This is a genomic window from Maridesulfovibrio sp., assembly GCF_965230075.1.
GTDB lineage: Bacteria > Desulfobacterota > Desulfovibrionia > Desulfovibrionales > Desulfovibrionaceae > Maridesulfovibrio.
The window spans coordinates 310,344-323,607 of record NZ_OZ245945.1 but is presented as its reverse complement, the minus strand read 5'-3'; the positions used below and the strand labels follow the sequence as shown (position 1 = coordinate 323,607).

Annotated in this window: 9 protein-coding genes; 1 reads left to right on the top strand and 8 read right to left on the bottom strand. The window is 50.0% G+C overall.

What is annotated here, in order from left to right:
* Positions 1-21: 21 nt before the first annotated feature.
* Positions 22-939, top strand: coding sequence for a transporter (locus ACO05Z_RS01395; RefSeq protein ID WP_421899691.1), 918 nt, complete (start codon positions 22-24; stop codon positions 937-939).
* Positions 940-1,009: 70 nt separating this feature from the next.
* On the opposite strand, the gene ACO05Z_RS01390 is transcribed toward ACO05Z_RS01395, so the two are convergent.
* The 8 genes from ACO05Z_RS01390 to ACO05Z_RS01355 all read right to left on the bottom strand — a co-directional run bounded on the left by ACO05Z_RS01390 (position 1,010) and on the right by ACO05Z_RS01355 (position 13,245).
* Positions 1,010-1,561, bottom strand: a complete 552-nt coding sequence (locus ACO05Z_RS01390) for a hypothetical protein (protein ID WP_421899689.1) — start codon at positions 1,559-1,561, stop codon at positions 1,010-1,012.
* 21 nt (positions 1,562-1,582) lie between these two features.
* Positions 1,583-2,182: a class I SAM-dependent methyltransferase gene (locus ACO05Z_RS01385; RefSeq protein WP_421899687.1), complete on the bottom strand. Its 600-nt coding sequence runs from the start codon at positions 2,180-2,182 to the stop codon at positions 1,583-1,585.
* A 19-nt stretch (positions 2,183-2,201) separates the two neighbouring features.
* Entirely contained in the window at positions 2,202-6,185 is a 3,984-nt protein-coding gene (locus ACO05Z_RS01380) for an acyl-CoA dehydratase activase (protein WP_421899685.1), read from the bottom strand.
* A gap of 71 nt (positions 6,186-6,256) precedes the next feature.
* On the bottom strand, positions 6,257-6,748 hold the full coding sequence (locus ACO05Z_RS01375; protein WP_421899682.1) for a MarR family winged helix-turn-helix transcriptional regulator: 492 nt from the start codon (positions 6,746-6,748) through the stop codon (positions 6,257-6,259).
* Positions 6,749-6,785: 37 nt separating this feature from the next.
* Positions 6,786-8,063, bottom strand: coding sequence for a hypothetical protein (locus ACO05Z_RS01370; RefSeq protein ID WP_421899679.1), 1,278 nt, complete (start codon positions 8,061-8,063; stop codon positions 6,786-6,788).
* Positions 8,064-8,086: 23 nt separating this feature from the next.
* On the bottom strand, positions 8,087-8,905 hold the full coding sequence (locus tag ACO05Z_RS01365; protein ID WP_421899677.1) for an outer membrane lipoprotein-sorting protein: 819 nt from the start codon (positions 8,903-8,905) through the stop codon (positions 8,087-8,089).
* A gap of 153 nt (positions 8,906-9,058) precedes the next feature.
* Positions 9,059-11,743, bottom strand: a complete 2,685-nt coding sequence (locus ACO05Z_RS01360) for an efflux RND transporter permease subunit (protein ID WP_421899675.1) — start codon at positions 11,741-11,743, stop codon at positions 9,059-9,061.
* Positions 11,744-11,979: 236 nt separating this feature from the next.
* Entirely contained in the window at positions 11,980-13,245 is a 1,266-nt protein-coding gene (locus ACO05Z_RS01355) for an MFS transporter (protein ID WP_421899673.1), read from the bottom strand.
* Between the last annotated feature and the right edge of the window lie 19 nt (positions 13,246-13,264).

The window sequence follows — 13,264 nt, the reverse complement described above, 5'->3', positions numbered from 1 at the left end:
TCCAAATATATTGGAGGGAAGATGAGTTTGAAGATAGTCCGACTTCTGGTCGGATTGGTATTGCTGTGCCTTTCGACTACCGCTTACGCTGAAGAAAAAGCTCCTGTGGCCTGGGGACCGACCAGTGCCACCTTCGGTCCCTGCGGCCTGACCATGCCTGCCGGAAAACTGGCTGTGGGCGGTAACATTGTTTTTGGAGACAGCAATGGCGTCTGGCACAAGAGCAAACGTATTAACGGAAACACAAAGGGCACCAAGTTCAATCAGGTGGTCAAGCTGCGCTACGGCATCTGGGACGGCCTTGATGTACGCACCGCCACCCCCATCTACAGCGTGCATCTGGATAAAACTAACGATTCCGACAAGTATCTTTACGGCGTCGGAGACACAACCGTGCTCTTCCACCAGAGATTGTTGAGCCAGAAAGCAGGTGATCCCCTTTCCGTAGCATTTGATGCCGGTTTCATCATGCCCACCGGTACTGTCAGCGAACATTCTTCCGATGCTGCAGGAAACGCGGCTTGGGGTCTGATGGGCGGAATCGGGGCAACCTACTTTCTCGATGCAAACCGCTTTGACACTGAAGTTAACTACGCCACATTTGCTGAAGGCGGACACAACTACCAAAAAGGTAACCGCTTGCGCTGGAACGCGGCATATGCATACGCCATTAATGACAACTGGGATGTAGGTCTTGAATCAAGTCTTGAGATTTACGACGAGTCCGAAAGAAATGGTGTTATGCAGGATGACGCTTCCCTTGAATGGTACGCAGGTCCCAAGGTTGCTTATAAATATAAGCCTTGGGGAACCTTTGCAGGTCTTACATTCAAGGCTCCCATTGAGCGCTGGTATGAGAAACCTAAAGCCTGCTCCGATGATTACAGGGTTGAGTTCAAACTGATCAAAACTTTTGATCTGGGAACCCTCTTCGACTAGCAGACTAAATATGTATTTTAGCTCAACGTAAAAAATAAGGTCCTCACCATATGGTGAGGACCTTTTTTATCTATCCATGTTTCAAGTTCTGGAGCAAACCGGCTGTTTTTTCCCGAACCTGTTTCAGGTCCTCGGCATTGGGGCGGCCCTCAATATTTCCAAGCCGTCCGCTGGTGTTGAAATGCTGCATTTTTTTAGGAACAAAAGCTCCCACAACAGACCATTCATCTACCACGGTTATACCCATGTGATCGAAAAGCTGGCCCATGTACTTAATGGCCGGGACTGCCTCGGCCTCTCCGGTATGCGGTCCGGCGTAAGTGCAATAAGTGCAGGCAAACTTTCCGGGAATACGCGGGGAACCGGGAAGGATCAAATTATTGTCACGGGCATAGCCAAGCTGACGGTCAATCCAATCCTTCACAGATTTACCCGGAAGCCAAGTGTAGACCCCGGACCCGATAAATGTAAGGTCATAATCCAGCAGTTCGAAAATTACGCCTTCTTTTTTAAGATTGACGGTGCTGACATTATGTCCGGCTGCCTCCGCGACATTTGCAATTTCAAGTGCCACCTTCTCGGTCTGGCCGTTAAGTGAACCGTAAATATTTAGAATTTCCATATTCTGACTCCTTCTGAATTACTATTTAGTAAAGCAAATCAAATAATTAAATCCAAGATCAACATATACTGACTCACTAAAACCAAGCGGTTCAGCCACAGCTTTAAGCTCCTCAGCAGAAATACGCATATGCAACGGCGGACCGAAATCTGTTTTTTCTTTCTTGCACTCCAGCACAGCAATCTGCCCTGAACCTTTCAGCACCCTGCTGATTTCCTTGAAAATGGCAGGACCGCACTCATCAAGGCTCATGCAATGCAGGGAAGTACTCATCAAGCAGGTATCCACGCTGTTGTCTGCGAACGGAAGCGGTCCGGTCATATCACCGAGATGGGTGCTGATATTCTTCACCCCGTTATCAACAGCCTGAATCCTGACCTGCTCCAGCATGCTTGCATTGCTGTCAAAAGAATAAACTTCACCGGACGGCCCCACATCGCATGCTGCATGGATTGAATAATCTCCGGGTCCGCATCCTAGATCGAGAAACACATCTCCATCCTGCAGCTTCAAGGCCTTAAAAACCATATTTGAATCATGCATGCCGTAACTGGTGGGTCCACGCCTGTGCCGCCCATGGCCTCCGTGGCAATGCATTCCGTTTTTATGTTCTTTATTCATTACTTAAGCTCCGCAGCGATTAAAGGTTGTACAAAAAGGATTCCACCTTAAGCCTGTTATTTTCATTACGGTTGCCGTCAAAAGTCAGGGAAAGGGTCGGGGCATAGGGTTTATCATCCAGACGATCCTTGAGAATCCCAAGGCTGATCCCGGTATTTTCGTACATGGAAGTCACCGAGATAACTCCTTTTACTCCAAGTATTTTTTCCATGATCTTGGAGCCCCGGTAACGTCCGAAACCTCCGGAATAGAACCCAAGCCCCCGGTCAGCGGTTTGCTTCAGGGTTCCGAAACTTTTCTCATAGTGGCTGAATTCTCCCAGCCGCCCGGAAATTCGCTCCATGTATTCCTTGAACCGTCCAATATTGCTGCGCAGAGAGGAGTCGGTATTGACCTTGTTGAAGTTGTAGTAGTCATACCAAAGATTCCAGACATATTCGCTCAAAGGAGCATAGATCACCCGTCTGCCCTGCTCTTCAAGCCTGCCAAAGGTGTTGTCGTTAAGCATACTTTTGAAAAGAACCAGAGGTTCACCGATTGCCATGATCGCCCCGTCATGATCCTGTTGGGCAAGATTTTCGCGGACTATACGGGCAGTTGATTCCAGTTTTTCAATGTTCAACTGGTCGCGGGATGCCAGCCGGAGCACAAACTCAAGGGTCTCTTCCCGCAATGCAGGTGGACTATGCAACACAAGATCCCCGGCCAGCAGGCAAAGGAAAAGCATGCCTGCATCTTTATCATCCAGCAGCCGCAATTCCTCCATGTACGGCGAAATCAACTGCACTTCCTCCAGCCCTTCCTGATCAAGCACACAACGCATGAACCTGCTGTATTGCCCATCCACTTCAGCCCCCTCATTCTGGGGAATAAGCACTGCCGGAAGGTCACCACCTTTTTGATCCGTTAAAGCACTGAGAACATCACCCAGCAGAGCAGTCAGGGAAAAGTATTCATTGCCAGAAGAATACTTACGGCCCATATCCACGGACTCCATTGAGGTTGCCGGAATCACACGGGCATCAATCCCTTTAGCCTTAAGCATGGCACAACCGATGGTAGAATAAGGATAAATATCCGGCAGCAGAAGCTGACGGGAACCCAGCTGTGAAGAATCGGTCAGGATATTTACCGGATCAGCAGTTCCCATGCTCACATACTCCTCCACTTTCAAGGCCTCGCGCTCCGGGACCTTGCTCAGGCTATTCACAAAAGCCTCCACCCGAGTCTGCACTCCCACGCTGGAAGAATGCTCGTCCACTTCAATGATCAGGGAAGGCTTATCTTTCAAAAGCTCCCCGTAATAATGGGCGAAAACCGTATCCGGTCCGCAGCCGTGATGGGTCAGGAAAATGGGATAGAGATTGGGATGTTTGGCAACCAGCTTGGCCGCAGCCAGCATGTGCTGTCCGAACGGCCAGAACATATTCGGATGTTCCATGAAAATATCCGATTCCGGGAGATCGTAGAGCGGGATGGTCCGGTAGCCCATTTCAGCAAGCTTGTCCGGGATGCCCATGTTCAGCACCGGATCGGCAACACCGTAAATCTTGGAAATAAGCACAAAAGCCTTGGCATTGGGATCAAGCGAACTCAAGGTTTCACGACCTCGTTCCTTCATCCGCTGCTGCAATCCCTCCTGCGCTCCCATTGCCGCCTTAAGTGCTGCTCCGGTTTCCTGCTGAGATTTACCAATTTGACGCCCCAAGGCCATGAACTGGGACTGCAAGAATTCCGGCCCCTGATTGAAAGCAAGGGTCGGGGCCAGCAGCTTGATGTTCTTTTGATCAAGCTTCATGGCCTCACTGACAATCTTGAAAGCCAACTGCATGTAAGGGCAGCCGTAAGTCTGCCGGGATTTGGAACTTGGATGGAAAGCGGTAAACAGGTCAGGAAAGAAAAGGAAATCCACGCCCTGTTCAACCAGCTGGGCAGCATGTCCGTTAACCAGTTTGACCGGATAGCAGGTTTCATCAAGGGCATATTCCTGCGCCTTGCTGATGGTTGCCCCGGAAGTAGGTTCAGAAAGAACCACATTCATATCCAGCGCTTTGAAAAAGGTATGGAACATGGTGAACATACCGAAGGTAAATAAAGCCCGGGGCATGCCGACAGTTTTTTTCTGCGGATCAATAACCGGGTCATAATCACGGAAAATGAAATCCTGCGCCTGACTGTTGAAACTGCCGGGAGCAAATTGCGGTTCAGGCAAAGCATCCACACTGTCCGGTTTTTCATCTTCCAGATTGAACCCCTTAAAGGAAGTTACGCCCTTCATCCCCTCACGGGCAAGAATAGCGGCACCAACAGCTCCGGTAACACTGAAGAATGGCGGAACCAGCACATCCATACCGTGCACGGCCCGGAAGGCATTAATAATGGCCTGATTATAGGCCACCCCACCCTGCAGGAGGATTTGCTTACCTACCTTTTTGCGTCCTACCACCCGGTTGGTGTAGTTCTTGATAATAGAATAGCAGAGTCCGGCAGCGATATCCGGGATGGGGTCACCCTGTGCCAGATGGGCGGCAATACTGGTTTCCATAAAAACGGTACAACGTTCCCCGAGATTGATGGGAGAATCACTCCGGAAAGCTGTATCCGCGTAATCTTCAAGGTCAATGCCGATCTTCTTGGCCTGTTCTTCAATGAATGATCCTGTTCCTGCCGCGCAGACCTTGTTCATCTGGAAATCAGAAACAGCACCGTCCTTGATGGAGATAAATTTTGAATCCTGCCCGCCGATCTCAAAGACGGTATCCACATCAGGATAGAAAGAAACCGCAGCCCGGGCCTGCGCGGTGATTTCATCCTTAACCACATCAGCACCGATAAGCCGCCCGGTCATGTTCCGTCCGGAGCCGGTGGTTGCCGCACCGAGCACCTTGACCTTTCCGGCAAAATCCCGGCCCAGTTCTTCCAACCCGGTTTTGACCGCTTTGACCGGATTCCCGGCAGTACGCAAATAGCGGTAGCCCAGTACCCGGTTAGTTGAATCCACCAAAACCACATTGGTACTGGTGGAGCCGACATCCACTCCGACCCAGCACTCCACGGGGTCGCTTTCCTTAGAAATATCCCGGCAGATATGCTTGCCTGTTGCGTCGGCAATTCCATATCCGGCCAGCGCAGGTAAAACGATTTTTTCCTCTGCGCAAAAGAGGGGGCTGCAACTGCCCTGTAATGAATTCAGTAACAGTCCGATATTAACAGGCTTTCCTTCCTTAAGTCCGATCACCGCCGCTCCCACGGCGCCAGCAACCTTACCCTGCTGATGGATGACGAGCTGCTTCTCATTTAAATCCAAGACCTTTTGCAGGGCAGACACGATCGCCTTATTCCGCGAGACTCCCCCGGCAAAAAAGAACGGCGGGTTCTTTGGCAGGCCGCGCATAACTGCGTTGCGGTAATTTCTGGCCGTGGCATAGGCCAACCCGCGCAGGATATCCGGAATAGCCACCCCTTCCTGCTGGTGATGGGTGATGTCGGTCTTGGCAAAGACACTGCATCTCCCCGCAATTCTGGGAGTCGAAGAAGCTTCAGCTTCAATGCGAGAATAATCCTCAATCTCAATTCCGATACGTGAAGACTGTTCTTCAAGAAATGATCCTGTGCCGGCTGAGCAGTCGGGATTAAGGGAAAACTCCATACCGGACCGCTTTTCACCTCCAAATCCGGTGATGAATCCGGCACGCTGGCCGCCGATTTCAATAATTGATGCGCAGGAAGGTGCCAGTAATCTAGTCCCTTCCACCAGCGCAGCCAGATCATTTACGCTTTGGATAGTACCTTCCCCGGAAAGAATCTTCCCGCCGGAACCTGTAATGGCCCCACAAAGTCCTTCTGCATTAAACTCCGGTTTCAGCTCATCCAACATGAGCGCCAATGCCTGAATCGGCTGGCCCTTATGGAGTTTGTACCTGCTGCAGATCACTTCACGACTTTCGTCAAGAACAACCACTTTCACCGAGGAATAACCGATATCTATACCTATGCTATGCATATAATCCTCCGACTTAGTTAAGAAGCTAAACCATTATAGCAAAAAATTTTACTTCGAAGACCAAAGGGGAATTATCCCCTTTGACCGCCGGATGTAAAAATCTCTTCCATACGTTCATCGACCACGGTTTCAATCACCGCAAGAATAGCGGTAGTTGTTGCCAATTGCGGATCGGAAAAATCATCCAGTCTTTCCAGCAAATTATGCATATGCCGCTCATGAAATTCCTGATGTTTCCTAAACGCCCTCCATCCTGATTCGGTCAAGAAAGCCAACAATTCCTTATTGTTGTCCGGGGCTCGTTTCTTACGAACGAAACCACGTTTCTCCAACTTGCCGACCATTTGGGAAATAGCACTCTTGGTCACGCCCAAAACTTGGGCAACAGACTTAAGATTGGAACCTTCATTCAGGCCGATAGCCTGTAAGCAATGAATTTCTCCAGGCCTGAGTTCCACCCCATCCCCGAGAGGGATAGGTTGTCCCTCAATTCGCAAATGCTTGTTGATGATACGCATTAATCTTCCGGTCATATGCTTGATGGTCTCTTCTTTACTACTCATTACAATTTGATAAAGACGCTTAACTGTTACTGTCAAGCTAAAAACTATACCGGATTGAACTGTAAACGTTTGAATTATTGGTGAACTGACCAAAGAAAGTCTGCTCGTGGGCACCGACAAAAATATTGGCTCCGCAGCCTACGGTCATACGGTCGGAAACCTTGTACTGCAGCCCGGGCCGCAGATAGGCATCTTCATCACTGGGAGAATAATAGCCATCAAGACTCAAGGTCAGATTCTGGTTCATGAGCTGCTGGGTGAACTGCATGGTGATGACATGCCGGAACTCATCCTTGGGGTGCTTGGGTTTGTGCACGTCAAGGTAGTTGCCGTAATCCAGCATCTGCTCAATGTAATACTGAACCTCACAATTGCTGTCGGTCCAGAGTTCCTGTGCATAACCGACCAGATAACGAATCTCGGAGTTGTCCACCTGCGCATTGGTTCCGCCACGGCTTTTGGTGGAATCGTACCAGGCCACTTCCATATTACCGATACCCGGACCTACCTGTCCCCGGATACTGGCTCCGTAGACATTTAGAGCAGGAAAAGTAGCTTCATCGTCCGAATTCATTCCGGCAGGCTTCTTCCAATATCCCCAGTAACCATAGAGAGCCAGCTCGTAGTTATTGATATTCTTATAAATACGAGCTGAAAACTCATCATTTTCAAACCATTCGTCAGGTTCGTCAGTATCAAGGATATTGTCCCTGCCCACCAGACGATCCTCCAATCCGCTGAAATAGGAGATGTATTCCCCGTCAATATAGCGGTCCGGTTCGAATTTCGGGGTATAAACCAGATCGAGGTTGGCCAGTTCAGTAAAGAAGCTGACCTTGGCTGAATTACAAGGGGCCTTTAAATACTCAGCATCCCTGCCCATAAAGAAAGAACGCCAGTCCTTGGGAAAAAGGTCATTCAGGAAAACCAGTCCGCCTGTCCCCCAAGTCAACACCTGCCGCCCGAATTTGATATCCATGAAATCCGTTGGTCTGGAAAACATCCACAATTCTCGGGTCTCATAGACAATACGGTTGGTCACTCCGTCTACACGCAGGTCTCCCTTGTATTTGAAATCGGCCCAGTCGGTGTAGGTGAACAATTCACCCTGCAAACGGACTTCAGCCATGGAAATCTGCTTTTCTTCCGGGTCCTGCTGGATTCTGGCCCCTGCTCTGGCCTCCACAAAGCCATTGAATTCCAGCGGTGCGAACTGTTCACTGAAAGATTCCAGCCAGTTGTCTCTGCTTTCTTCTGCCGAGGCCGGTCCGGCCATTACCACCAGCAATGCCGCCAGCACTAACAACCAGACCATTATGCATATACTCCTGAGCAGGCTCATCGCATCAATTCCCTCGGCGGACGACGCAGGTACCTTTCACCAAAAATAGATTCTTTGACCGGAAGGTCATAATCCACCCCGGAAAAGGTCATCACGGTTTCGCTACCCGTCTCAAGATTCTTGACCTTGGAAACAGTCACCGTGGGATAGGTCTGGCCGTTCTTGTCAGATGCGATTTCCTCAACTTTGAGCACTTCCATGGTCCGGTAAGGTTTATCCGAGCCCTTGAAGTATTCCATTCGCATGGGCAGGTAGGTCTTCATGTCCACGTAGGCCACATAATGGGAGAATTCCACGTCACCGGGATTCTTGGGAGTATTTTTGAGCACGTAAAAGCCGTTCTCACTGCCCAGCAATTCGTGCACGTCTTCATGCAGGCTGCGCCCGGAGATATCCTCATAAAGGAAGTCCGAACCTGCGAAGCTGGTTCTCTTATCCCCGGCGGCAATCCTTTTGACCATGTCCAGACTGGGCATATACAGCCAGCGGGAATCGTCCTTGCCCGGTTCAACAGTCTTGTGCACGAGGAAGACCATTTTGCGCACATCTGCCGGAGATTTAAAATAGGTCATATACAGCTGTCTTGCGTCACCGTCGCCCACATTTTTACGCAGGGTGTTCAGGTCGCGTTCTCTGGTGCGCCCCTGACTGTCGACGATTTCAAGATGCACTTTGCCCTTGCAGGTTCCGCCCTGATAAAGAGCCATGTGGTTAGCCTTTTTGACTATGGTTTCAACGTCCGGGGTTTCTGCCCAAGCAGCTGTACTCGAGACCAGCGCAATCACTGCCAGCATTGATAATATCTTGAATTTCATGTTTAGCCTCTTTGATTTGATGCGCTTCGCGCTTTTTTATTGAACTCATTTTGCCTCCGGCGGCCAGAGAACCTTTATGGAAAAAGGTTCTCTGGACTCTCCCAAAACTTTTATTGGGCTTCGCCGCCTTGAGAGGACAGTTCGTTATCTTTGTTATTGATCGACTTTCACTGTTACGGTTGCTTCCGATGTTGACTGAGTTGGAATTTCCAACTTGGCTCCAGCAAAGAACCATTTGGAAGCTACAGTGATGATCGCGGGCATGGCCACCAGAGTCAGGATGCCGGAAGTCAGCATAATGGATGAAAGCAACAGACTTGTTGTGCGGTAAGGAATCAGGGCCGAGATAAGCATGGGCAGGAAGCCGATGGCAATGACCAGCACGTTGCGGCTGATGGCCCTTGCCGGAGCACCATACATGCGGGGCAGGGTTTCATTCCATGACCCTGTTTTGGCGTAGATCTTACGGCTGCGCTCAACAAAGTGGATAGCGAAGTCCACCGACATTCCCAGTGTAAGCACACCGAGCACGGCCACGGGCATGTCATAATCTTTACCGATAATACCGATGAAGCCGTAGATGAAAGCAATGGTGATGGTCAGCGGAACCATGCACAATACGCCCCATTTCAGCGAACGGAAGAGGAATACAGCCATAAGCAGGACGATGGCGAAACTACCGAGGAAGGAGCGCAGCATGCCTTCTACCATCTGGCTCTGCCAAGCCACGTTGATGTAGGTCAGACCTGCCCAGTTGTGGGAGATATCGCTAGGCGGAGGATTGCGCTGGAAATAGTCAGCAACAAAGGTCTCCACTGCTTCCATGATCATGTTGTCACCACTGGAAAGCATGAATACCACGCAGGCACCATTGTAATCCGGGGTCACGTAATGCCAGAGGTCATGCGGGCGGTGGCTCTGCTGGAACTGCATGTAGCATTCACCAACGGTCTGCATCTTTTCCGGCACCCGGTAACTTGCTTCCTTACCGTCGGTCAGTTCCTGATGAATCTTGCTGACCAGATCCGCCGGGGCAATGCTCTTGCCCACCAGTCCGGCTTTGAGAATTTCTTTCTGTAATCCGGCAAGGTAGCTGAGCATTTCAGGTTGCTTGAAGGGTTTCTGGAGTTCTTTTTCAAGGCTGAAAAAACTACCGAACTCTTCATACAGATAAAAGTCGTCACCCTTGGCCTGCTCTGCCTTGTTGGCGGCAAGATTTGTTGCCTGATCAAGGAAGAATCCATCCTCTGTTTGGTCTGACACATTCATCAGCTCAGCCATAAAACTCGTGCCTTTCTGCTCTGCTTCCGGAAATTCGGAAGAAAGCTCTTTACTAAAGACTGCGAACTTATCAGCCAGCTTACGCTTGTCTGAATTGGAATAATGAACTTCGAGATCTTCACTTTCCAGAATCAGGTAGGCGGGATAGGTTCCGGCAAAATGCTTGTTCAGAGCCGTATCCGCCAAGCGGATGGGATGACTGGGCGCAAACCACTTCACCGGGTTATCGTTAATCTGAATCTTGCTGATGCCCCATGCAGAAGCGACCAGCAGGATCAGGAACAGCCCCAGCAAAGGCTTGGCGTAACGGTAGGAGATTCCCCCGGTTTTTTCCAGAATACGGGACAGCAGTGTGGTTTTTCCGCTGTTATGCTTGTTGAACCCGAAGTTGTTGAAGATCCGGGCGGGTAGGACCATTATATAAGCGGGCACGAACATAATAGTCAGCAGCCAGGCGACCATAATGCCCAGCCCCACAAAGACACCGAATATCTGGACCGGGGGAATAGGAGTGAGCGCAAGGGAAATAAAACCCGCCGCCGAAGTAAGCGAGGTGTAGAGCATGGGCATGAACAGGATGTTCAGTACCTCTACAATAGTCTCTTTCCTACCCTTCTCCGGCGTGTAAAGATCAAAAAATTCCGATAATATATGTATAGAGTCCACCACCGCAATGGACATTAAAAAGACCGGGATCATGGAACTCATGATATGTACTTCAAACCCGCAACCGATCATGGTCCCCATGGTCATGACCACGGAAAGAGTGGCGATAATCATGGGCAGGAAGGTCAGCGAAAGTTTGCGGAAGAAGAAATAGAGAAGCAGGAAGATGGTACCCATGGCCAGCGGCGAGGCAAGACTCATCTCGGTAAACATTTCAATACCGATGGCGTCCTGCGCTACAGGCAATCCTGTTATATGAAACTCATCATCACCGCCCAGCTCTTTAATTTTTTCCTGCAGGGCAGTGTACACACGATAACTCTGATATTTATCGGTCAGAGGCAGGAGGATGCACATGGCCTTGCCGTCTTCAGAAGCAAGCTGTCCGGTCAGCATGGGATTGGAAAAGATTTTTTCACGTACTGCATCAGCCTGCGGCTGAGTGGAAGGCGGGTGCGGCATAAGCCAGTCAAATGAAATGGTACCCGGACCTTCCTGAGTGATATGCTCCACCATGGAAGGCGCAATCATATCCACCTCGATAACTCCGTCCATCTTTGTGGGATCATCAGGATTTTCCCAACGCAGGGTCCGGGAAAACTCAGCAAGCTCGTAGATCCGGCTCAGAGTATCAGGATTAAAGACTCCATGGGGATTCTTTTCATTGATAATCCCGAGAACCACGATCTCGGAAAGAGCGAATTTCTTTTTAGCTTCATTATGAAATACACGTGAAGGTTCGTCCGCGGGAAGCATGTGCTCCGGGTCGGTATCGATAACCACCTTCGGGAAGAAGGAACCGCAGAAGACAGCCAGCAGCAGGAGCATGGCAATTGTCATCCAGCTTCTTCTGGTGGCAAAAGAGATCAGCATTTGTTTTATTTGATTCATGTATCATTCCTCAGCTTATTAAATTTAGTTAAGCAGCTTAACTATAGTTACACATTACACCCAAACAGAAACATCCTCTGCCTTAGCAATAGCCCGGACTAAAGACCAAAACTACTCCCAAACAAACGAGAATTGCCCCATTCATAAAAGTCAAAAATAAAGGCTGCACCAGAGACACGTGCAGCCTTTACCGCCCCGGGCTACAAGCCCGGAACTAGTCATTCACAATCAATCCACTAACCGGAAGACTCGACCATGCGGGATGCACCGGGTCTGCCCTCATGGCGGACAGCAATTTCAGCCACCATGAACCCGGCAAAACAAAGCAATCCCAGAAGAATATAAAGACCTTCCATGCCCAGCATATCACCTATATGCCCAAAAGCCGGGGACGCAGCCATGGGAACAATGATAAACAGGCTGCTCAAGACCGCAAATCCGGTCCCGGCATTACGCCCGGCACTGACTTTCATCATCAGGGTAAAGCTCCAGACCATAACCGCCCCGATGAGAATATTATCAATGCTCAGCAACAAAGCTGCCTGCCAGTATGGAATGGTTCCGCACCGGGCTACAAAAACCGTATATACAGCCAGCAGAATCACCGTAGAGCAGAACACCCGCAAAAAAGCACGACCACCGACTCTATGTAAGAACCAGCCGCTGAGAAAAGTTCCGGCCAAACCGGCGGGATAGGCGTAGTGCATAAGAATAGTGCCCACGGAGCGGGAATCAAACCCCATATCGACCAGCAAGGGGGTGCGCATCTGCACGGATGTAAAAGCAAATGCCGTGGGTGCGATCAGTACGGGGAGCACTCTGAGCACTTCACGCCTTTTAAGAAAGGCCAACACCCCTTCCCCGCTGCTATCCTCATCCGCCTGGTTACATATGAGAGGATCAATCTCCCGGTGAAATAGAACCGGAAGGCTGAAGGAGAAAACGACAGCGGAAAGGAACAGGCAGAGGGTCTGCCAGCCGAAATTTGAATTCATGAACAGCATCACCCCGCCCCCGAGCATCAAGCCGGCAAAACGGGCCGCGGACTGGATGGAATTACCCCATGGACGTTCACTCTCTTCCAGAATATCCGTGGCATAGCCGTCCACAGCAATATCATTGGTAGCCATGACGCAACTAAGGAAAAAGAGCAGCATATACATCAGCGCAAAATCCTTATCCGGCGGGAAATATGAAACACCAACCAGAAGTGCGGCACCGAGCCATTGCAGAGGGAAAATCCATGACTTGCGTCTGCCCAGAGCAGGTATATATTTACGATCAACCCAAGAAGCACAAAGGAATTTCACGGCCCACGGCAAATGCAGGGCAAAAACCGCTCCCACAGCCTTCAGATTTACTCCCTGCTCGCGCAGGATTACCGGGAGACAGCCGAAAACATAACCCAAAGGAATGGCCTGACATAAATACATGCTAGCCAACAGGGAAAGCTTGAACAACTTTGAAGGCTTATGTTCTACTGTATTACTTGGAACGCTCATCTCATTTCTCCTTATCCAC